This is a genomic window from Terriglobales bacterium (genome assembly GCA_035454605.1).
In the GTDB taxonomy this organism is placed as follows: Bacteria; Acidobacteriota; Terriglobia; order Terriglobales; family Acidobacteriaceae; genus DATMAB01.
The window spans coordinates 1-21,611 of the sequence record DATIGQ010000048.1; the positions used below are offsets into that span (position 1 = coordinate 1).

22 protein-coding genes are annotated in these 21,611 nt (G+C 64.5%); 10 read left to right on the forward strand and 12 right to left on the reverse strand.

All coding sequences use genetic code 11. The features are described 5' to 3' along the window. Positions 1–176: 176 nt before the first annotated feature. Positions 177–2,141: a S9 family peptidase gene (locus VLE48_03140; protein ID HSA91980.1), complete on the reverse strand. Its 1,965-nt coding sequence runs from the start codon at positions 2,139–2,141 to the stop codon at positions 177–179. Positions 2,142–2,259: 118 nt separating this feature from the next. On the opposite strand from VLE48_03140, the gene VLE48_03145 reads away from it, so the two are divergent. From VLE48_03145 to VLE48_03165, 5 genes are all read left to right on the forward strand, one after another. Further along, positions 2,260–3,339, forward strand: coding sequence for a peptidylprolyl isomerase (locus VLE48_03145; GenBank protein HSA91981.1), 1,080 nt, complete (start codon positions 2,260–2,262; stop codon positions 3,337–3,339). A 5-nt stretch (positions 3,340–3,344) separates the two neighbouring features. Continuing rightward, on the forward strand, positions 3,345–4,364 hold the full coding sequence (locus VLE48_03150) for an HD domain-containing protein (GenBank protein ID HSA91982.1): 1,020 nt from the start codon (positions 3,345–3,347) through the stop codon (positions 4,362–4,364). After that, positions 4,361–4,795: a BlaI/MecI/CopY family transcriptional regulator gene (locus tag VLE48_03155; GenBank protein HSA91983.1), complete on the forward strand. Its 435-nt coding sequence runs from the start codon at positions 4,361–4,363 to the stop codon at positions 4,793–4,795. Before VLE48_03150 ends, VLE48_03155 begins: the two co-directional genes overlap by 4 nt. A gap of 141 nt (positions 4,796–4,936) precedes the next feature. After that, positions 4,937–5,611, forward strand: a complete 675-nt coding sequence (locus VLE48_03160) for a hypothetical protein (GenBank protein ID HSA91984.1) — start codon at positions 4,937–4,939, stop codon at positions 5,609–5,611. A gap of 88 nt (positions 5,612–5,699) precedes the next feature. Continuing rightward, complete coding sequence (locus VLE48_03165; GenBank protein ID HSA91985.1) at positions 5,700–6,401, forward strand: haloacid dehalogenase type II; 702 nt, start codon at positions 5,700–5,702, stop codon at positions 6,399–6,401. 22 nt (positions 6,402–6,423) lie between these two features. Here the strand turns inward: VLE48_03165 and VLE48_03170 are convergent, their stop codons facing one another. Further along, entirely contained in the window at positions 6,424–7,017 is a 594-nt protein-coding gene (locus VLE48_03170; GenBank protein HSA91986.1) for a hypothetical protein, read from the reverse strand. A gap of 147 nt (positions 7,018–7,164) precedes the next feature. Between VLE48_03170 and aroC the strand changes: the two genes are divergently transcribed. The 4 genes from aroC to rsmB all read left to right on the forward strand — a co-directional run bounded on the left by aroC (position 7,165) and on the right by rsmB (position 11,218). After that, positions 7,165–8,346 (forward strand): chorismate synthase, encoded by a 1,182-nt coding sequence (gene aroC, locus VLE48_03175; protein ID HSA91987.1) that lies wholly within the window; start codon positions 7,165–7,167, stop codon positions 8,344–8,346. Further along, entirely contained in the window at positions 8,346–8,855 is a 510-nt protein-coding gene (gene def, locus VLE48_03180; protein ID HSA91988.1) for a peptide deformylase, read from the forward strand. The genes aroC and def overlap by 1 nt, the downstream gene beginning before the upstream one ends. Positions 8,856–8,939: 84 nt before the next feature. Further along, complete coding sequence (fmt, locus tag VLE48_03185; GenBank protein ID HSA91989.1) at positions 8,940–9,875, forward strand: methionyl-tRNA formyltransferase; 936 nt, start codon at positions 8,940–8,942, stop codon at positions 9,873–9,875. 5 nt (positions 9,876–9,880) lie between these two features. Further along, positions 9,881–11,218, forward strand: a complete 1,338-nt coding sequence (gene rsmB, locus VLE48_03190) for a 16S rRNA (cytosine(967)-C(5))-methyltransferase RsmB (GenBank protein HSA91990.1) — start codon at positions 9,881–9,883, stop codon at positions 11,216–11,218. 19 nt (positions 11,219–11,237) lie between these two features. Here the strand turns inward: rsmB and VLE48_03195 are convergent, their stop codons facing one another. After that, the gene (locus tag VLE48_03195) at positions 11,238–11,978 is read right to left on the reverse strand and encodes a PASTA domain-containing protein (protein ID HSA91991.1); all 741 of its coding nucleotides are present in this window, start codon (positions 11,976–11,978) and stop codon (positions 11,238–11,240) included. 98 nt (positions 11,979–12,076) lie between these two features. Here VLE48_03195 and VLE48_03200 point away from each other — a divergent pair, with 98 nt between their 5' ends. After that, positions 12,077–13,387, forward strand: a complete 1,311-nt coding sequence (locus VLE48_03200) for an aspartate aminotransferase family protein (protein HSA91992.1) — start codon at positions 12,077–12,079, stop codon at positions 13,385–13,387. A gap of 11 nt (positions 13,388–13,398) precedes the next feature. Here VLE48_03200 and VLE48_03205 read toward each other — a convergent pair whose 3' ends face one another. The 9 genes from VLE48_03205 to VLE48_03245 all read right to left on the reverse strand — a co-directional run bounded on the left by VLE48_03205 (position 13,399) and on the right by VLE48_03245 (position 21,607). Next, positions 13,399–15,630, reverse strand: coding sequence for a PBP1A family penicillin-binding protein (locus VLE48_03205; GenBank protein HSA91993.1), 2,232 nt, complete (start codon positions 15,628–15,630; stop codon positions 13,399–13,401). Between the two features lie 156 nt (positions 15,631–15,786). After that, positions 15,787–16,992: a S41 family peptidase gene (locus tag VLE48_03210; GenBank protein HSA91994.1), complete on the reverse strand. Its 1,206-nt coding sequence runs from the start codon at positions 16,990–16,992 to the stop codon at positions 15,787–15,789. 213 nt (positions 16,993–17,205) lie between these two features. Further along, a complete protein-coding gene (locus VLE48_03215; GenBank protein ID HSA91995.1) occupies positions 17,206–17,400 on the reverse strand; it encodes a hypothetical protein in 195 nt (64 codons plus the stop codon). A 38-nt stretch (positions 17,401–17,438) separates the two neighbouring features. Further along, positions 17,439–18,179: an iron-sulfur cluster repair di-iron protein gene (ric, locus tag VLE48_03220; protein HSA91996.1), complete on the reverse strand. Its 741-nt coding sequence runs from the start codon at positions 18,177–18,179 to the stop codon at positions 17,439–17,441. A gap of 110 nt (positions 18,180–18,289) precedes the next feature. Then, on the reverse strand, positions 18,290–18,739 hold the full coding sequence (locus VLE48_03225; GenBank protein HSA91997.1) for a Crp/Fnr family transcriptional regulator: 450 nt from the start codon (positions 18,737–18,739) through the stop codon (positions 18,290–18,292). Positions 18,740–18,928: 189 nt separating this feature from the next. Then, positions 18,929–19,642 (reverse strand): Crp/Fnr family transcriptional regulator, encoded by a 714-nt coding sequence (locus VLE48_03230; protein HSA91998.1) that lies wholly within the window; start codon positions 19,640–19,642, stop codon positions 18,929–18,931. A gap of 51 nt (positions 19,643–19,693) precedes the next feature. After that, positions 19,694–20,005: a carboxymuconolactone decarboxylase family protein gene (locus VLE48_03235; protein ID HSA91999.1), complete on the reverse strand. Its 312-nt coding sequence runs from the start codon at positions 20,003–20,005 to the stop codon at positions 19,694–19,696. A 78-nt stretch (positions 20,006–20,083) separates the two neighbouring features. Continuing rightward, entirely contained in the window at positions 20,084–20,980 is an 897-nt protein-coding gene (locus VLE48_03240; GenBank protein ID HSA92000.1) for a DmsC/YnfH family molybdoenzyme membrane anchor subunit, read from the reverse strand. A gap of 12 nt (positions 20,981–20,992) precedes the next feature. Further along, positions 20,993–21,607: a 4Fe-4S dicluster domain-containing protein gene (locus VLE48_03245; protein ID HSA92001.1), complete on the reverse strand. Its 615-nt coding sequence runs from the start codon at positions 21,605–21,607 to the stop codon at positions 20,993–20,995. Positions 21,608–21,611: the final 4 nt, after the last annotated feature.

The following is a 21,611-nucleotide window of genomic DNA, read 5'->3' on the forward strand; positions in this document are numbered from 1 at the left end:
GGGCACCGTGGAGATTGAATCCTTGAACCATTGAGTCATTGACACATCTCTTGCTCCAAGCGCGGAGGGACAAGGGTGTGGCATCCGCGCGGCATGGTTCGGCGAGGGGAGTTGGTTTTTCCCACGTCTGCGCCGAAAGGCGTGGCGCAGACATGGGGCACCGTCCAGGGCACCGTCTAGGGCGCGTTCTTCAGGTATTTGTCCAGGAAGTCGGCGATGGCGGAGTAGCCCTTGATGCGGTTGGGGCGCTTGGCCAGGCCGTGTCCTTCATCCGCGAAGACCAGGTATTCCACGGGCACGCCGCGCGCCTTCAGTTTCTCCACCATCTGGTCGGATTCGATCTTGGGCACGCGGGGATCGTTGGCGCCCTGGATGATGATGAGCGGAGCGCGGACGCGGTCCACGAAATTGATGGGTGAGATGGAGGCCATGAATTCCGGGTCCTTCTCGGGATCGCCGTACTCCGCGGCCCGGTGCGCCCGGCGCCAGGGCCCGGTATTGGTAAAGAAGGTCTTCCAGTTGCTGATGCCGACGATGTCCACCACCGCGGCCCAGAGTTCCGGGTGCATGGTGGCCTGGGCCAGCGCCATGAAACCGCCGTAGCTGCCGCCCATCACTGCGATCTTGCGGGCATCTACGTAACCACCGGCCTTCAAGTATTCCACCCCCATGGCCACGTCCTGGATGGCGTCGGGACGCTTCTTGAAATCATCCAGGTGGAGATAGGCGCGGCCGAATCCGGCGCTGCCGCGGATATTGGGCGCCAGGATGGCGTACCCCCGGTTCAAGAAGTATTGGAACGTGGCATTGAAGTTCGGGCGCTCCTGCGATTCCGGTCCGCCGTGCACATACACGATGGCCGGCAAACGCCCATCTTTTTGCGCGCCAAGCGGCAAGTACAGGAACGCGGGAATCTCCACGCCGTCGAAGGAGCGATAGCGCACGAACTCCGGGGTGACGAAACTGGAAGAAGGGATACCCGCGCGGCTGGAGTGCGTCACCTGGCGGGCGACGGCGCCCGTGGACTTGGCTGCCGCGCCCGTCCCCGCAGCCGCCGGTGCGCTCAACTGCAGCACCCAGACATCGGAGTTGATGCCCGGCGAGGAGTAGGCAAAAGCGACCTTGGTTCCGTCTCCGTTGAAGCTTGCCTGGCCCACCACGCCGCGGGGCAGCCCCCGGAAGAGCTCGACGGTTCCGGTCTTCAGGTTGCGCAGGCGAACCGATGAAGCGCCGTCCTCGTTCCAGGCGTAGAACAGCCACTTGCCCTGCCGGTCGATGGCAAGCCCGGTGCCGTCATCCAGGTCGCGGACGGAATCTTCCAAGTAGGAAAGTTTCTGCTGTCGCAGATCGTAGAAGGCCAGGTTGAAGACGTCGCGTCCCTGGTTGGCAGCCAGGTAAAAACCGCTGCCGTCCGGCGCCCACGCCATGTCGCGGTACGAGGCCTCCCCAGTGTGCGGCGTCAGGTGGAGCACGCTCTCGCTTCGCGTATCGATCAGAAACAGGTCGTTGTCATAGTTGGAGTGCTCACGCACCGCCAGGACGTAGCGGCCATCCGGCGAGAAGGAATGTGCGTAGTGGTTGACCTCGCCGGCGAAAACGCGCCGCGACTTGCGCGTGGCCAGTTCCATTACGTACACGTCGAAGACACGCTCGTTCCTCTCGTTCGAGGAGTAGCAGATCCACGCGCCGTCGCGGGAAAAGCCGCCGAATTGGTGAATGACCTTTGGGGCGTCGGTGAGCGCATCGATGGTCTCACCATCCGGGTCCATCAGGAAGAACTGGGAACGCTCGTTGCCCCCGGTGTCCCGAGTGAACAGCAGCACGTCACCGCGCGGGGACCAGCGTACGGACTGTACGCGGTCGTCGAAGAAGGTGAGTTGCTCGGCGTAGCCCCCACGCGCCGGGTTCTTCCACACCTGGTTCGCCCCGGTGACGTTGGTGAGGTAGGCGATGTCGTCGGTGAGCGGGGAATAGGTGGGCCCGGAGGCCGAGCGGATATTCAGGTAGCGCTCGATGTTCCTCAGCCCGGCCGGCCGTAGCACCGAGGGAACCGAAGCCGGAGCCGGCGCCTGGCCCCAGGCCATCGTGCAAGAAACCAGAATGACAGTTACGCCCATCCACCGCTGGATCATGTGTTTCATGGCGGGTGCATTATAACGGCCGCTCCGGCGTGCCTGTCCTTTTGCCAGGGCCGGAGGTACACTAAGGGCGAACGCGGGCAAGTTCGCCCCGAGTCTCCCAAGGAAATGGCCTGAACGTATGCGGAAGTGCTTCTTTTTACTCGCAGGGGTGATGGCGCTGGCCACGGCGGCCGGCGCCGACGGCACCATCATTGAGGATATCGTCGCGCAGATCAACGCGGACGTCATCACCCGGGCCGACCTCCAGCACGAGCGGACCCAGATGATGGCCGAATTGCAGCAGCAGGCTCCGGGTCAGGCGCAAGCCATGTTCGCCGAGCGTGAAAAAGACATCCTGCGTAACCTGATCGACGAGCGCCTGCTGGTGCAAAAGGGCGCCGACCTGGGCATCAACGCCGATGTGGAACTCATCAAGCGCCTGGATGAGATTCGCAAGTCGATGAACATGGAAACGATGGAGGACCTGGAGCGCGCCGCGCAACAACAAGGCGTATCGTTCGAGGACTTCAAGCAGAACCTGCGCAACAGCATCATTACGCAACAGGTGATCGGCCGCGAGGTGGGCTCGAGGATCCAGTTCACGCAAGAAGAGATTCATAAGTACTACGACGAACACAAACAGGAGTTCAGCCAGCCCGAACAGGTCCGTCTGAGCGAGATCCTGGTGGCCACGCCGGCAGCCGAAGGACAGGCGGCCGACCCGCAGAAGGTGGAGGAGGCCGAGCGCAAGGCGAAAGAGTTGCTGGCGGAGATCCGGGGCGGCGCCAGCTTCGAAGAAGTGGCGCGGCGGTCGTCGGAGGGTCCCACGGCAGCCCAGGGCGGCGACATCGGCCAGTTCAAGCGGGGCGTCCTGGCCGCGGAACTGGAAGAGCTTACCTTTGAGATGAAGGTGGGCGAGGTCTCCGACGTCATCCGCACCCGCCAAGGCTTCATCATCCTGAAGGTGACCGAGCACCCCACGCCCGGCGTGCCCGAGATGAAGACGGTGGAACCGCGCATCATGGAGGCGCTCTACTACTCGAAGCTGCAACCGACCCTGCGCGCCTACCTGACCAGGTTGCGCGAGGAAGCCTATATCGACGTCCACGAGGGCTACGTGGATACCGGCGCCAGCCCTAACCAGACCAAGCCGGTTTACACCACCGCTTCCGTCGAAGAAGAGAAAAAGAAAAAGAAGAAGAAGTTCCTGATCTTCTGAGCGCGATGAAGGATTTTTTCGTCCGCGAAGCGCCGCAGCACGAAAACCAGGTGATCACGTCTTCGTTCGTCGTGGCCACCAAGCAGATCCGCTCGCGCAAGGATGGCGGTGAGCCCTACCTGGCCCTCACTCTGGCCGACCGCACCGGGCTGCTCGAGGCCCGCATGTGGGAGAACGTCGCCGAGCATCTACAGAGCTTCGAGCAGGACGACTTTCTCAAGGTGCGCGGTCTCATCAGCCGTTACCGCAACCGCTACCAGATCACCATCCAGAAGCTGCGCCGCCTGGAAGAATCCGAGGTGGACTTTGCCGACTATCTTCCCCGGACGGAGAAGAACGTCGACGAGCTCTGGCAGACGGTGGGCGAGCTGGCCGGCACCTTGCAGAATCCCCATTTGAAAGCGCTGCTCGAAGCCTTCATGGCCGACCCGGAGATCGCGGCGCGCTACCGCCAGGCGCCGGCTGCCAAGTCCATGCACCACGCCTACCTGGGCGGGCTTCTGGAGCACGTGGTCTCGTTGATGAAACTGTGCGATCTGGTGGTCCGCAACTATCCTGAGATCGATCGCGACCTGCTGCTCACCGGAGCTTTCCTGCACGACATCGGAAAGATCTACGAGCTCTCTTACGAGCATTCTTTCAGCTACACCACTCGGGGCCAGTTGCTGGGGCACATGATTATCGAGCTGGAGATGCTGCAGCAGAAGATCGCTTTGGTGCCGGGCTTTCCCGAACGGCTCAAGACGCTGGTCGAGCACCTGATCATCAGCCACCACGGCCAATACGAATTCGGCTCGCCCAAGCTGCCCATGTTTCCAGAGGCGCTCATGCTGCATTACCTCGATGATCTCGACTCCAAGATGGAAAGCATGCGCAGCCATCTGGCCCGCGACCCGAACGAGGGCGAGTGGACCGGATATAACGCCTCGCTCAGCCGCACGCTGCTGAAGGCCCGGCAATTTCTTGGCGAATCGGAACCGGCTGGAGACGAAACCCCGTCCTCGCCGGAGGAGGAAGGGCCTTGAACGCGCGGCTGCCGCAACTGGAGATGGACTGCATGAGCGTGCTGTGGCGGCAGTCCGCAGCCACGGTGGCGCAGGTCCGCTCTGCGCTGCCGCGAGCGCTGGCCTACACCACGGTCATGACGGTACTGGACCGCATGGCCTCCAAGGGCGTGGTGACGCGGCGCAAGAACGGCCGCGCCTATTTGTACTCGGCGGTGCTGGACCGCGAAACCGCGCGCCGCGCGGCGGTCGAGCGCCTGCTCGCCAGTCTGTTCGAGAACGATCGCGCGGCGCTGGTGGAATATCTGGCACGGCCAGCGCAGCGGACGTCACGTTCGGCGGCAGCGGCGCCGGCTTCCGCACCGGTCCGGTCGCGGAAGGTTGGACGTGGGGAGAAACCGGCTGAGAAGCCGTCCTTCTCTCCGTCTCACATTGACGAATCCCTGCTCTAAGCGGCAACCGCTTTGGGGCCGGAATCATCTAAGCTCGGAGTTAGGCAATACTCCGACCGCATCCCCAACCGGACATGTCCAACCGGACATTGCCTGGCAAGGCCACAGTCTGATAGAAGAGCAAATCGACAGGAGGTGCAGATGCGCACACGTCTTGGAACATTCGCACTGGTATTCTCACTGATGATCTCGCTGGCGGCTTGCAGCAGCAAGCCCAGCGAGGAAACCGCTTCGGAAGGCGCCGCCAAGACCGAAATGGCGGCCAAGGGATCGTCGCCCGGGCTGATCGAACGCATGACAGCCAAACCCATCAGCGTACCGGCAGGCACCGCCATCATTGTCCGCACCGGGGAGGCGCTGGGCTCGAAGATCAGCCAGGCTGGCGACAGCTTCACCGGAGTGGTGGCGGAGCCGATCTCGGTGGACGGCAAGGTCGTGATTCCCGAGGGCTCGGAAGTCGTGGGCACGGTGACCGACGCCAAGGCTCGCGGCAAGTTCAAGGGCGAGGCCCGGCTGGGGCTGAGCCTGGTCGCCGTCCGCGTCAAGGGAACCAAGTATGACGTCGAGACCAGCGACGTCGCGCGCGTGATGAAGGGGAAGGGCAAGCGCACCGCAGCCATGGTCGGCGGCGGGGCGGGCGCCGGCGCGCTGATCGGGGCTTTGGCCGGCGGCGGCAAGGGCGCAGCCATCGGCGCGGCAGTGGGCGCGGGCGCGGGTACGGCGGGTGCCGGTCTGACCGGCAACCAGGACATCAACATCCCCGCCGAGTCGCTGCTCAGCTTCAAGCTGCAATCGCCGGTCGAGGTCAAGCCCTGAGCGGCCGTTGAATCGTGTAGTCGGGTAATTGCAGAATCGCCTCCCGGCGTTCTCAATTACCCGATTACTCAATCACCCGATTACTCCATTGCCTCTCGACTTCTCCCGCTACCGGGTGCTCACGTTCGATTGCTACGGCACGCTCATCGACTGGGAGAGCGGCATCCTGGGTTTCTTCCGGCCGCTGCTCGGCCGCCACGGCAAGGCTCTGAGCGACGACGAGATCCTCTTTGCCTACGCCGAACTCGAATCCGAAGCCGAGAGCGGTGAGTACATGACGTACCGCAACGTGCTGCGTTCGGTAGTGCACGCCTTCGGTCTTCGCTTGGATTCTCCCGCCTCACCCGTGGAAGCGGATGCGCTGCCGGCGTCGCTGCCGGAGTGGCCTCCGTTTTCGGACACGGTGGAGGCGCTCAAGCGCCTGAAGACGCGCTTTCAGCTCGCCATCATTTCCAACACCGATGACGACTTGTTCGCCGAAACCGCCAAGCGGCTCGAGGTGCCGTTTGATTTCGTCATCACCGCGCAGCAGGTAGGCAGCTACAAGCCTTCCCTCAACAACTTCCAGCGGGCCATCGAGCGCATCGGGCTGCCCGCAACCCAGGTTCTGCACTGCGCCCAGAGCCGCTTCCACGATATCGCCCCGGCCCGCTCGCTGGGCCTGGCCACCGTGTGGGTGAATCGCCGCGCCGGCAAGGCGACTCCCTGGGGCGCCAGCGTTCCCTCGGAGGCGCGTCCCGACCTCGAAGTCCCGGACCTGAAGACGCTGGCGGCACTGGCGGTGCCGTAGCGCAAGGAGATAGCGCGGAGCGTCAGCGGCTCGCCGCCGCGGTCAGCAACTCCGGCGGGATATGCCGCAGGGGAAGCAGGACGTCGTGCGTGAGCCGGATCTCCTGCTCGTGCGACACGTAGACCACGCCGTACATGTCGTCACGCTCCGGCGCCACTTGGCGGTGCTTTTCGCTGGCGGCGGTAACCGGCCCGTGAGCCACGCGGACCACTGCCTTGTCCACATTCACCAGACTGGCGCCTGATCTCTCCACCGAAATGCAGACCGGCCCGGCGAGAAATGCGTTCAGCACTTTGCGCCCGCCCTTCCACTCCGCTTTCAGGATGTAGAGCCCCAGCCTGGCTTCGCCGTACCTGGCGCGGGATTCGACCAGCGTGATGCTGCCGAAGAGCTTTGCCCCTTTGGGGATCACAACGCGGCCGTCACGGTCACGCGCCTCTCGCCACAATTCGAGTTCGACCAGTTGGTCCGGCGTTGCCGTTGCCGTGTCTATCGCCGTAAGCGGCCGTACCCAAAGCTCCAGCATCTGGGCGGACCTGGCGGATTTGTCGCTCTGCTGGGCCAACCCCGGGACCGACACAAGAATGAGAAACAGAAACCACGCGCACCGTTCCATACCGTCCCCCCCGAGACGGTGTGCCGTGGGTCGGGCCGCCGCGACCAGGCACCCACTCACCAAGAAAGATTGGGCACACGGTACGCCCGCACCCGCGGCGTGTCAATACGCGGTTGCGACGCGCCTCATTTAGAATGGCCGGCTGCCATGCTGCGCTTTTCCACTGCCGGCGAATCTCACGGCGAGGCCCTGATTGCGCTGCTTTCCGGCATTCCGGCAGGGGTGAAGATCGACCCAGCCTTCGTGGATCGGGAACTCTGGCGGCGGCAGCAGGGCTACGGCCGCGGCGGCCGCATGAAGATCGAGCGCGACACCGCGCACATCCTTGCGGGAGTGCGCCAGGGTGCGACCATCGGCTCGCCCATTGCCATTCGCCTGGAAAACCGCGACTGGCAGAACTGGCAGGAAGCCTTGCCGGTGGAGGAAGGCGACCCGTCCAAGCATCGGCCCGTGGCTTCCCCGCGCCCGGGACACGCCGATCTCGCCGGCGCGCTCAAGTACGACTTTGCCGACGCCCGCTTCGTGCTGGAGCGCGCTTCGGCCCGCGAGTCTGCGGCGCGCGTGGCCGCCGGCGCCTTTGCCAAGCTTTTTTTGCGCGAACTGGACATTCAGATCTTCAGCCATGTGCTGGCGGTCGGCGGGGCCTCGGTCCGCGATGCCGAAATCCCCTGGGATCGGGTACGCGTGCTGGCGGAGCGTGACGAGGTGGTGCTCAATTGCGCTGACCCGGAAGCCGAACCGCGCATGAAAGAGGAAGTCGACAAGGCCCTGAAGTCCGGCGACTCGGTGGGCGGCGTCTTTGAAGTGGTGGCCCACGGTGTCCCTCCGGGGCTGGGCACCTACGCCAACTGGGATGAGCGCCTGGACGCACTGCTGGCCTACGCCCTGATGTCGCTGCCCGCGGTGAAGGCAGTCGAGATCGGCGTGGGTGTGGCCGCGGCCGGCTCGCCGGGATCGGCCGTGCACGATCCCATCGTCTACGATGCCGCCGGCGCCACCACCTTCACGCACTTCACGCGGCGCTCCAACCACGCCGGAGGCATCGAAGGCGGCGTTTCCAATGGCCAGGACATTTTGCTTCGCGGCTATCTCAAGCCGATTTCCACGCTGCGGCGTCCCCTGGAATCGGTGGACTTCAAGACCCGCGAGCCGGTGGCGGCTGCCTACGAGCGTTCGGACGTTTGCGTGGTGCCTGCGGCCGGAGTTGCAGGCGAGGCCATGGTGGCGCTGATTTTGGCACGCTGCGCGTTGGAGAAGTTTGGAGGTGACTCTATGATGGAGACCGAACGCAACTTCCGGAGCTACTGCCAGCAGTTGCGGAATTACTGATGATCTATCCCATCGTGAAGTTTGGCGACCCGGTGCTGGAACAGCCTGCCGCGCCGGTCACGGTGTTCGATGACAAGCTGCGCAAGCTGGTCGAAGACATGTTTGAAAGCATGTACGCCGCCCACGGTGTCGGCCTGGCTGCGCCGCAGATTGGAATCGCCAAGCGGTTGGCCGTCATCGACGTCACCTTCAAGGAAAATCCGAACGCCAAATTGGTCCTCGTGAATCCGGAGATCGTCCACAAGGAAGGCAAGCAGCGCGCCAGCGAGGGATGCCTGAGCCTGCCTGAGTTCCGCGCCGACGTTACGCGCGCCAACCGCGTTACCGTGCGCGCCCAGGGCCTGGACGGCAAAGTGTTCGAGAAAACCGGCGAGGAGCTCATGGCGCGCGCTTTGCTTCACGAGACCGACCACCTGAACGGCCGCCTGTTCATCCACCACATCAGCGCGCTCAAGCGCGATCTCATCAAGCGCAAGATTCGCAAGCTGGCCAAGGCGGGAGAGTGGTAGGGATTGAGAAATTGAGAAATTTGGAAATTTGGTAATTGGATTCGCGCAGTCGATCTCTCAATTACCGAATTTCCCAATTACCCAATGGATCTGGTCTTCTGCGGCACGCCCGAATTCGCCGTTCCCACGCTCGACCGCCTGGTCGAAGCGGGCCACAACCTGCGGCTGGTCGTCACCCAACCCGACCGCCCCCGCGGGCGCGGGCTGGAAGTGGCCGGTTCGCCCGTCAAGCATCGTGCCGACTCGCTCCGGCTTCCCCTCGTGCAGCCAGAGAAGATCAAGCACAATACGGCCTTTCGCGAGCAATTGGAGTCCCTGCGGCCACAGGCCATCATCGTGGTCGGCTACGGCCGCATGATTCCCAAATGGATGATCGACCTGCCGCCGCACGGCAACCTGAACCTCCACGCATCGCTGCTCCCCAAGTACCGCGGTGCGGCTCCCATCCAATGGGCCATCGCGTCCGGGGAAGCCATCACCGGCGTCACTACCATGCGCATTGACGAAGGCCTCGACACCGGCGACATCCTGATGCAGCGCGCGCTGTCCATCGCGCACGACGACACGGCCGAAACCCTGGCGCCGAAGCTGGCCGCGACGGGTGCCGACCTCATGGCGGATACGCTGCGCGGGCTCGAAGCCGGGACCATCGAGCCGCGCCCTCAGGCCCACGAACACGCCACGCTCGCGCCCCTGCTCAAGAAGGAGGATGGGCTCATCGACTTTGCCAAGACGGCGCGCGAAATCCACAACCGCCTGCGCGGCTTCCAGCCCTGGCCGGGTATCTACAGCATCTTCCGGGGGAAGAACTTCGCCATTCACCGTGCGCGCGTTGCGGAATCGCCGTCCAATACGGCGCCCGGCGAACTGCGTATTGAGGGCGAGCGCCTCCTCTTGGGATGCAGCGAGGGCTCTGCCCTGGAACTGCTCGAAGTTCAGCCGGAAGGCAGGAAGCGCATGCCGGCGAGCGATTTCCTGCACGGATATCGTCCGCAGCCCGGCGAGCGCCTCGGCGCCTGAACCCAATGCCGGTGTCGCCCGCTCGCGCCGCCGCCTTCGACATCCTGCTGCGTGTGGAGCAGCAATCCGCGTACGCGGATGAGCTGCTGCACTCGCAGATACTCCATCCGCTTTCGCTTCTGGACCGCGCCCTGGCTACCGAACTGGTGATGGGCGTGCTCCGCTGGCGCTCGCGACTCGACTCGGCGCTCGCGCGGCTTTCCCGGCAGCCGCTCGAGAAGCTCGATACAGAAGTACTGGTCGCGTTGCGCATGGCAGCCTATCAGCTCGGCTTCCTGGATCGCATCCCCGCACACGCCGCGGTGGACGAAAGCGTGGAGCTCACCAAGCGCGCCGGCAAGCGCTTCGCGGCGCCGTTCGTGAACGCCGTGCTGCGCCGATTGGCGAAAACCCCGCGCGCGCTGCGGCCCGCGGCCGCGCCACCCGCCGACGCCGCGGATCTCGCCGAGCAGTACGCTCACCCGCCGTGGCTGGTAGAACGCTGGGCGCAGGGATTGGGCCTCGAAACCGCGGTTCGGATTTGCCGGTACGACCAGCAACCCCCGCAGGCGACTCTGCGCATCGCCGATTCTGCCCTTGAGTCCGAACTCACCGCCGCCGACGTCGAACTGGAGCCTGGAGTACTGGTCTCCACCGCGCGACGCGTAATTCATGGCGATGTGACTAAACCGCCCGCGTTCGCGCAGGGCCGCGTTCATTTCCAGGACGAGGCTTCGCAACTCATAGCGCTGCTGGTTCCCGGAGGTCGCCGCATTCTGGATTGCTGCGCTGCCCCCGGCGGCAAGTCCTCCGCGCTCAGCGAGCAGCATCCGGAAGCGCTCGTTTTCGCTGTGGACCTTCATTCGCACCGCGCCCGCCTGCTGCGCCAGCTGGTGCGCGCGCCCAACGTGCGCATCGCCGCTGCCGACGCCACCCGCCTGCCCTTCGCCGGCGGCTTTGACGCTGTGCTCGCCGACGTGCCTTGTTCGGGCACAGGAACACTGGCCCGCAATCCCGAAATCAAGTGGCGTCTCCGGCCGGAAGACCTTCATGACCTGCATACGGGCCAGGTCGCCATTCTCGGCGCCGTACTTGACCAGACCGCGGATGGAGGCTGCGTGGTCTACTCCACCTGCTCGCTCGAGCCGGAAGAGGATGAACAAGTCGTGGAAGAAGTTGTGGCCCAGCGGAGCGACGTGCGTCTGATCGACTGCCGCGAGCAGCTCATGCGCCTTCAGGCTGCGAGGTTGTTGGTGTGGAGCGATCTCGACTCGCTCCTCCGGGGTCCTTACCTGCGCACGCTTCCCGGCGTGCATCCCTGCGACGGCTTCTTCGCCGCCATCCTGGAGCGCCGGCCGCGCTAGGGAATGAACGTGCTGCGCCTCATCGCGTGATCTCGAAGTGCACCACGGTGCCGGGCGTCACCCGTGTCCCCGGGGCGGGCAATTGCCGGCTGACGACGGTCGGTTTCGAAATGGATGGAATCTCCCCTGCCGTGGGCTCGCCGAACACCACCGTGACGTTCCCCACCAGCAGGCCTGCCTGCTCCACGGCTGCCGACGCCTCGGCCAGCGGCTGTCCCACCAGGTCCGGCATGACGAACGCTTCCGTCTCGCGCGGCGCGGTCACCAGCAGGCTGACGCGCGGGGAAGCGGTCGGCCCGCCAAAGGGCGGCGGGCTTTGCGCCACCACCTGGTCTTCCGGAAGGTCAGGCAGATGGATGACGGCCACGTTGCCCACCTCCAGCCCCCGGCGCGCCACGTTGATCTCTGCGGCGCGCGGGCTCTGGCCCACCACGCTGGGCACTTCGGCGCGCTGCGACCCCAGGCTCACCGCCACTCGCACCCGCCATCCGCCGCGCACCTTGGTTCCCGCCGGCGGCTGTTGCGAAACGATGCGGCCTTCCGGCACATCGGCGCTGTAGAAGCGGCTCTCCACCTCCAACCGCAGCCCCTGCGGCCGCAAGGTCCGCTCCGCCTCTACCGGCGCCATGCCCACCAGCCTGGGAATCTCCACTTCGCGGCCATGGATGGCCCAGCGCATGGCCATCAGCGCCGACACCATGGCCACGAACACCAGCATCACTCCCATCAGCAAGCCGCGAAAGATGCGCTTCGCCGTCATCCCTTCCTGTCAGTGTGCCAGAGTGCGGGTTCCGTGAGAAGATGTGTGCTTCATTTCCCGGCGAACGCTCCCGCGCGTCCGCGGAAAGGACCCGCCCCATGACCCGCGAAGAAATCGTGCGCAAGCAAAAGGAATTCATCTTCCCCAGTATCGCCACCTACTATCAGGAGGCGTTGCCGCTGGATCGCGGTTCCATGCAGCACGTCTGGGATGTGGACGGGCGCAAGTACCTGGATTTCTTCGGCGGCATCGTCACCATCAGCGTGGGTCACGCCAACCCGCGCATCATCGAGAAAACCAAGGCGCAGATCGAAAAGCTCCAGCACGTCTCCACCTGCTTTCCCACTGAACCTATGGTGGCGCTGGCGGAAAAGATCGCCGAGATCACGCCCGGCGCGCTCAAGAAGTCGTTCTTCACCAACAGCGGCACGGAAGCCAATGAAACCGCGGTGCAGATCGCGCGCATGCACACCGGCAACTTCGAAATCGTGGCCCTGCGCCACGGCTACAGCGGGCGGTCGTCGGTGGCGCGCGCCATGACCGGCCTGCACACCTGGCGCAAGGGGACCATCGAGGTGGGCGTGGTGCACGCCATGAACCCCTACTGCTACCGCTGCCCGCTGGGCCTGAAGTATCCGGAGTGCGACATCGCCTGCGTCAAGGACATCGAGCAGGTCATTCAGACTTCCACCTCGGGGCGCATCGCGGCGCTTCTGTCCGAGCCCATCCAGGGGGTGGCCGGTTTCATCACTCCGCCCAAGGAGTACTTCAAGCTGGCGTTCAACATCGTGCGCCAGTACGGCGGTGACTTCATCGCCGATGAAGTCCAGACCGCCTGGGGACGCACCGGGCACAAGTGGTTCGGTATCGAGCACTGGGAGGTCGAGCCCGACATCCTCACCTCCGCCAAGGGTCTGGGGAACGGCGTGCCCGTCGGACTCACCGTCGCCCGGCCGGAGATCGCCGATTCTTTCCAGGGGCTGACCATCTCCACCTTTGGCGGCAACCCGGTCACCTGCGTCACCGCCAAGGCCGTCATCGACCTGATCGAGGAAGACGACCTGCGCACCAACGCTGCCGTGGTCGGCGGCTACTTCCGGGAGAAGCTGGAGGAGCTTCAGGAGAAGCACCCGCTCATCGGCGACGTGCGCGGTATGGGCCTGATGCAGGCCATGGAGCTGGTCACGGACCGCAAGTCGAAGGAGCCGGCCACTGCGGCCACGCTCGCCCTGATGGAAGAAGCACGCAAACGCGGGCTGCTCATCGGCCGCGGCGGGCTGCACGGCAACGTCATCCGCATGTCTCCGCCGCTCAACATCTCGAAGAGCGACGTCGACGAAGCTACGCGCATCCTGGACCAATGCTTCGTGGCAGTGGAGGAAGCACGAATGGCGGGAACGGCGCGGTAGAGCCGGATCCGTTAATGCGCTTCGCCGTCCCCCGGTGTTTCGTCCGGCGTGTCGATCTTCTGGGCGATGGCCGTGGGCGGAATGGGCGGCGCGGGAATGAACTCCTCGCCGTCGCGACCTTCGAGCGCCACCTTCATGAAGTCCATCCAGATGGGCAGGGCCGCCTGGCCGCCGGTTTCCCTTGAGCCCAGCGTCTTCTTTTCGTCGAAGCCGACCCAGACGCCGCAGGTGAGCGAAGGGGAAAAGCCCATGAACCAGGCGTCGGTGAAGTCGTTGGTCGTTCCGGTTTTGCCGGCGAGCGCGTGGCCCAGCGACTTGGCGCGGACGGCGGTGCCGAACTGCACCACGCCTTGGAGCATCATGGTCATGATGCGCGCCGTGCGCGCCGCGATGATGTCGCGCACCTCGGGGAAGTTCTGTTCCAGCACGCGACCGTCATAGTCGGTGACGCGACGGATGTAATGCGGAGTCACGCGCACGCCGTCGTTGGGGAAGACGGCGAACGACGCCGTCTGTTCGGCAAGCGTGACTTCGGCGGCGCCCAGCGCCACCGGCAGGTACGGCGGCATGGGCGAAGTGACGCCGAAGCGGCGTGCTGTATCGATGACCTTATTGATTCCCACTTGCTCGGCGACTTTGACTGCGGGCACGTTGCGCGATTGCGCCAGTGCCCGCCGCAGCGTGATGGCGCCCTCGTACCGGCCGTCGTAGTTGTGGGGTGCGTAGGGCCCGCCGCCGGAAGTGAACACCGTCGGGGCATCGATAATGACGTCATTGGGCGACATGCCCTGCTCGATCGCCGTCGTGTAGACGTACGGCTTGAAGGAGGAGCCCACCTGGCGGAGGGCCTGGGTGGCGCGATTGAACTTGGACTCGTCAAAGTCGCGGCCTCCGACCATCGCCTTGATGTCACCGGTGGCGTTATCCATCGCCAGCAGTGCGCCCTGCGCGCCGGAATCCTGTTCCAGCGCGACCTTCACCCGGCCACTGCCTTCCTGTGACACGACGCGCACATAAGCGATGTCACCGACTTCCAGCAGCTTGTCCGGCGAGCGCCGGCCGGTCCAGGAAATATCCGACGGTCCAAGCTCCGCAGTGCGCGTGCCGAGTTTCACCGTGGCGGTCGCGGGCGTGACCTCGGTGACCAGCGCGTGCACGTAGCTGCCCGCCTCCATCGGCTCGAACCAGTCGGGATGCCGCCAGGACTCAATCGTCTGGCCCATGCGCAACACGTTGCGCAGCTTGCCTTTCCAGCCATGCCGCCGTTCGTAGGCGGCCAGGCCGTCGAGCACCGCCTTGTTGGCGGCCTTCTGCAGTTCGAGGTTGAGCGTGGTGTAGACACGCAGGCCACCGCGGTGCACCTCCTCGCTGCCGTACTTCCGCTCCAGGTACTGCCGAACTTCTTCCACGAAGTAGGGCGCCAGGTTGTTGGTGGGAACGCTCACGTTCAGGCGGATGGGCGAGGCCTTGGCGCGGGTGGCCTGCTCGGCGGTGATCTTCCCGTCCTCGAGCATGGCGTTGAGGACCAGGTTGCGGCGGGCCAGCGCGCGGTCGGGACGGTTGATAGGGGAAAGCGATTCCGGACTCTGCGGCAAGCCGGCCAGCAGCGCAGCCTCCTCCAGCGTCAGATTCCGCGCCGGCTTGGAGAAGTAGTATTGAGCGGCAGCTTCGAAACCGTAATTGCCATGTCCGAGGTAGATCTGGTTGGCGTACATGGTGAAGATCTGAGGCTTGGTAAAGCGCCGCTCAATCTGGATGGCCAGCAGCGATTCCTGGATCTTGCGGCCCAGGCGGCGGTCGGGTGAGAGGAAGAGGTTGCGAGAGAGCTGCATGGTGAGCGTAGAAGCGCCTTGGCGCATGCGCCCGGATACCAGGTTGCGCCATGCCGCGCCGGCTACGCGCCAGACGTTGACGCCCCAGTGGCTCTCGAATTCCTTGTCTTCGATGGAGAGGATGGCCTGGCGCAACACGGGCGGGAAGTCATCGTAGGAAGCGATGATGCGCCGCTGCAGCGCGAAGGAACCGATGACCCGCCCGTGATCGTCGTAGAGCTCGGTGACCGAGCTGGGCCGGTAGCTTTCCAGTTCGGCGACCTGCGGCAGGTCGGTGGTGTACACCAGCAGCAGACCGGCGCCACCGCCGACCGCTGCAGCTCCCAGGAGCAGGAGCACGAACAGGACCTTCCCGACCAGCTTCCTGCGGGGAGCTTCTTCACCGGGGAATTGCGACTCGAGGAGTTCCATCCACTACGCGTCGCCGGAGCAGCTACAGAATACCGCGGCCACGGACTCGCGCCCAGTGACCGGGAAGGTCTCAGCCGTCAGGCCTCAGGTCCCAGGAGGATTGGACACCGCTGCCCGGTTTCCTGATACCTAGCGTCAACACCCGGAGACCCAAACCTATGTTTTCTTGCCCTTCACCAGATCGAGAGCGCGTCGCAGGACGTCGTCCTCGCGCGAGGTCGGCTTGGCGGGCGCTTCGGGTCCCTCTCCTTCGCCTTCTTCCAAATCGAGCTCGTCCTGGGCGGAAGCCACGAGTACGTTAGGCGTGACGGCGTTGTCCTGGATGGCCTTACCTCCCGGCGAGTAGTACTTGGCCACGGAAAGAATCAGCGCCGAGCCGTCGCCAATCTCGATGACCTTCTGCACGGAACCGAGGCCGAAGGTACGGGCGCCAACTACATCGCCGCGCGCATTCTCCAGCACGGCCGCAGCCACCACTTCCGCCGCCCCGGCAGTACCGCGGTCCACCAGGACCACCAACGGCAGGCTGGTGATGGCCTTTGCCGGATCGGCAGCGAAGGTCTCGCGCGCGTACTTTTGCCCCTCCAGGTAGGTGATGACGCCGCGGTTGAGGAAAAGATTAGCCACGGCTATGCCTTCTGGGAGCTCGCCATCGGCAACGCCGCGCAGGTCGAGCACCAGGCTGTGGGCACCCGCGGTTTCAAGAGCGCGAATCTTGGAGGCAATCTCCTGGGCGCGGCCCTTGCCGAGCGTATCCACTTTGAGGTAGCCCACGTCGCCCTCGAGCACGCGGTCGGAAACCGGCGGGGCGTGTACTACGTCACGCGTGACCGTGATTTTCTGCGGCTCGTTGCGGCGGGGACGCACAATGGAGAAGGTGATGTTCGAGCCCACTTGCCCCGGCATCAGGTTCTGGATCTCCGCCAGGGACATCTCGCGGCTGGAGCGGCCATCGATGCCTTCCAGGATGTCGCCGCCCTCCACGCCCGCCTTGGCCGCCGGACCTCCCGGAATGACCGAGATCACAGCCGCATAGCCGAAGCGCTTGGAGAGCATGGCGCCGATATTGCCCTTGCCATCGGCCTTGTGCTGTTTGTATACGCGATACTCGGATGGGTTCAGATAGCTGGAGTTGGCATCCAGCGATTCCACCAGGCCGTGCAATGCGCCGTCGGTGACCTGGGTGATGTTGGGCTCTTCGACGTACTCGCTGCGGATGCGCTGCAGCACTTCGCCATAGACGCCCAGTTGGCGGTACGCGCCCTCGCCGGAGGCAGCACGCACGCCCAACCCGCCCAGGATGGCAAACAACACCACCATGGCGGAAGTTCCTAGGAGGATTGCTTTCAGTCGCTTGGACATCTTCTGTCTAACTACCTGCTCCGGTGAAATCGCCCGAAATCGGCCGCCGTACAAAGAGATTATACGGCATTTGGATGCAGCAGCCGCGATGAAGGTGAGCCGGAAAATCGCAGCGGGCGAACCCAGGAACCAACCTTTAAGGCAGTTGTGGCTTTGCGATAGGAGCCGGGCAGATAGGCACAGCAGGGCTCCTCGGCGAAACGGGTTGAAGCCTCAGTGGTTCGTTTCCCCTTGTTCCTTCACCATCTCCATGGAATGCAGGTGGACGATCCAGCCGGTCTCCGGATGCATCTCGGCGCGGATGGTGTAGGTTTCGCGGCGGGCTACGTATCCCTGCTTTTCCAGGTCCAGCACACGGGCGTGGAAGCTTTCCACATCCCACTCCCGCACCATGGTGACCTTGGACATCGTGAGCTCCTGATTCGCCGCGGTCGTGGCCATGGCGTTCAGGCTGTGGCCGCGGTGAGTTCGGCCCGCTCTTCGAGCTTGGCCGCGCGCGGGAACAGCAGATTGTTCTCCAGGTGAATGTGGCGGTGCAAGTCCTGCTCGAACTCCTGCATCCCCTGGTAAAGGGCGAACCAGCTCATGCAGGCGTCGGCAGGAACGCTGTAGTCGGCGGCCAGTTTGCGAATGAGCTTGAGCGTGGCGCCGGCCGAGTCATGCTCCTGCATCATCATGCGGACCGGGTTGAGGACGGTGCCGAAAGCGGGAGCCAATACCGGTTCATGCCGCGTGAGGCGCTTCTCCAGATCGGTGATGTAGGGGAACAGCACCTGCTCCTCGCGCGCCATGTGCAGCAGTAGCTCGTCCGAAAGCGAACGGAACAGGTCGCGGATACGGAGCAGCTCGGAATGCTTCTCGCCATGGGCGGTGCAGACCTTGTGCAGCAATTCGTCCAGGCGCACCATCTCGCGGCGGGTGAAGTAGTGATGATGATTCACGATGTAGGCGATGAGGCCGAACATCGGTTCGCTCGACCAGTCGCGCTCGCGGCTCTGGGCGAAGGCTGAACGCTCTTCGAACATCCGTCCAACCTGCTCCACCGAGACATTGGCGTTCCGGCAGGCTTCGTCCAGGGGGACGTTGCCGCCACAACAATAGTCGATGCCCAGTTCCTCGAACACCGGCAGAAGGCCGGGGTTCGCGAGGACCAGCTCGCCAACCGTCTTCTTCAGTTTGAACTCCATGGCGCCGCCTCCACCATCAGGATAGGAGAGTCCCGTGAACCGGGCCGTGACTCGCGTCACAGGGGGGAGTGACATGTGCACTCAGGCGGTGCGGACCGCGAAGGCGGAGCCTATCTCCGGTGCAGGTTGCGGACGCGGTCGTAGGCGGCGTCGAGGTCGGTAGTAAGGAGGCCGACCACCTGCAGGCAGGCCTCAGGGTGGCCTTCCAAGTAGTCGAGAAACTCCTGGCGCGGGAAGAATGCGGCCTCCACCGGCGACAGCGCGCGGGCGCTGACCTCATGGGGGCGGCCGGAGAGTACGGCGCTCAGGCCCAGCATTTCCCCCGGTCCGGCGACTTCCAGCAGGAGCGTCTTGCCCCGGGGCGAAGAAACGGAGAGCTTCACTCGCCCGGAGCGCACCAGCAGGGCGCCGTCGGCCACGTGGCCTTCCTCGAACAGAATGGCGCCTTCGGGGTAGCGGCGCACCTGCCGGGTCCCATTCAGGTCGCGCCAAGGGTCGGCGGAGCCAGCGGCTCCGTAGGCGCCAGCGAAAGCGCGGTCGGCATGCAGGGTGTGTGACATTGCTTGCCTCGTTAGCGCTATTCATATCGTCTTGCTATGGGTGAACGCTGTGACTTAAGTCACCCTGAAAAGTGACAAATAAACATGAGCCAGGTGGCAGGAGGCAGCAAGCAGGAACGACCTAAGCCCAGCCGGCAGGCGTCTGGTACAAGCCGGCAGCCAAAGGCGAGTAGGGCGGGGGAAGCGAGGTCAGGCGCCAACTAGGCTTTCGAGGGCGGAGCGGTCGCGGATAGTCACGGTCGCGCCGCGGACGTCGATGAACTTACGCTTCTTGAGGTCCGCGAAAGCGCGGGTGACGGTCTCGCGCGAGGTGCCGATCATCTGCGCGATCTCCTCGTGGGTAAGCGTGACCTTCACCTTATGGCCTCGGCCCGAGTTCTCGCTGGACGCCCACTCCAGCAGCAGGCGGGCCAGCTTCTCCGAAGCGGACTGCGAAAGGCCCAGGGTCCGGATCTCTTGGTAGGCGGTGTGGTAATTCTGGCTGAGTTGCTGGGCCACGCGCAGGGCGGCATCGCCGTGCTTGCGCAGAAAGTTGAGGAACTCGTCGCGGCGAATGAAGTTGACCTGAGTGGGCTCGAGCAGCTCGACCGTCGCTTCGTAGGGCTTGCCGGAGACGGTACTGCTCAGGCCCAGCACTTCGCCCGGTTCGACGATTTTGAGGATCAGCGTCTTGCCCTCGGCCGAGGAAGCCGTGAGCTTGGCGCGGCCCTGGCACAGGATGAACACGCCGCGCGGGTTCTGCCCCTCCACATACAAGACCGCGCCCGCAGGATAGGAAGCGGTGGAGCGGATGGCTTCCAGTTCCTTGACTGCCACCGGAGAGAGATTGCAGAAAAGCCGCTTCTCCCTGAGTTCACAGGTCAGGCAACTATCCAGGATCTGGAGGCCGTAGGGCGTGCGCATGGCGACTGCCTCAATCGAATATATCACCAATGCGTGTGATGCCGCAGTGCGTTAGCCCTTGGGTTCGGCCTGGTCGGCGATCCAGGTGAGCGCACGCATGCCGGCGGGAAACCCCATGGTGGTGATGGACAGCAGAGCCACGTGACGGAGTTCCTCGGGCTTGATGCCGGTGGCCAGCGCGTTGCGCACCGCCGAGTGCGCGGCACCTTCAAGTCCGGCCCCGATGGCCAGCGCCAGCTTGATGAGGCGGCGCGTCTTGTCGTCCAGGGGACCGGCGTGGTGGCAGCGGTCGCCCAACTCGGTGAACGCCTTCCAGACCTCGGGGTAGTCCTTCTTCAACTGCTCAAACTGCGAGGGCAGCATGGCTTGTTCCTTTCGCTGGGATGTCACACCCGTGGCGGGCAAGGTACCACAGGCGAAGGTCCGGAAGCAGCCGCAGCGTCAGGAGCTGCGAAAAGCGGGCGCGGTCTGGGGGGAGAACAGGCCCGATTTCAGCAACACCATGAGGAGCGCATAGTCGCCGGTGAGTTCGCAGGTGGCGATCAGGACGGCGAGCCAGGTCGCAGGCACACGGCTGTGGATGACGGCGAGCAGCAACGTGGCCACCAGTCCGAGGGCGAGCACCAGGCCGAGGAAGAAGCGGGCATACCGGCCAACCACCAGCATGCGCACGGTTTCCCGGGCCGCAGGCGACCAGTCCCACATGTGAGCCAGGTACATGGCCAGCAACACCAGGTTCGTGACCAGCAGGATGTACTCGAACTGCACGAGAAGTGCCGGAGCGGTTTCGCCCTGCCCCGTGAGTTCCCGCAAGGTGAGGGAAAGCGTGGTCCCACCGAGCGCGGCATAGGTCAGGCAGAGCAGCGGCAGCATGCCGGTATTCCAGAACGGAATGGCGCGCGACGAGTTCATGACAAAGCCGTCGTAGAACATGATGAACAGGGCGGCCAAGCCGGCCAGCCAGGCGATTGCCGGGGCGGGTTGCCAGCCCAGGGCGAGATAGCGTGGCAGGAGCAGCACCGCCCCGGTCACGCCGAAGATGCCGGTGGCCCAGATGCCGCGGGCGATCCAGGAGCGGTCGGGGCGCATGGCGGCGCGCCAGAAGCGCGCGGGACGTCCCAAGTACATCAAGTGGGCGGTGTTCTTGCCCACCATCACGATGAGATAGCCCACTAGCAATCCCAGAGCATGGCCGGTGATCAGCGAGACCAGGAACAGGCCGGCGCCAATCTCTCCGAAGAAGAAGGCGGTGCCGATGAGCCAGTTCCACCAGCTCTGCCGGTAGTAGCCGTAGCCGAAGCGGTGCGGAGCAATGGCAATGGAAGGTTGTGCGCTCATGGTTCCCTCACTCTATTCGTCCAGGTAGTACACACTGGGTTTGGTTTCGGCCTCGGGCAGCAGCGTCCAGCCGTTGCGTTCACGAATCAAACGCCGCAGGCGACCGTCTTGTTGCTCCAAGTCGCCAAAGATGCGGGCCTCGGTCGGACAGGTGACTACGCAAGCGGGCTCCAGACCCTGGTCCACGCGAGGTGCGCAGAGCGTGCACTTGGTCATGGTGCCTTCTTCGAACTCCGTGAACTTCACCGCTTCCATGGGGCTCACGCCGTCGCCGCTGTAGCCATGCTCCAGCAGGCCGCGCTCGATGTAGTGCCGGTTCATGTAAGGGCAGGCCACGGCGCAGGCGCGGCAGCCGATGCAGACGTCCTTGTCCACCATGACGATGCCGTCGGCACGGATATGTGTGGCGCCGCTGGGACAGGCCTGGGCACAAGGCGCGTCCTCGCAGTGGTTGCACAGCACGGGCAGGAAGGTGCGCCGGGTCTGCGGGTAGGTACCCACTTCGCGGGTGATGACGCGAGCGAAGTGGACACCGGCGGGCGTCCCGTTCTCCTGCTTGCAGGCTACGGTGCAAGCGTTGCAGCCGATGCAGCGCTTGAGGTCGATCACCATTCCCAGTCTGGCCATACGT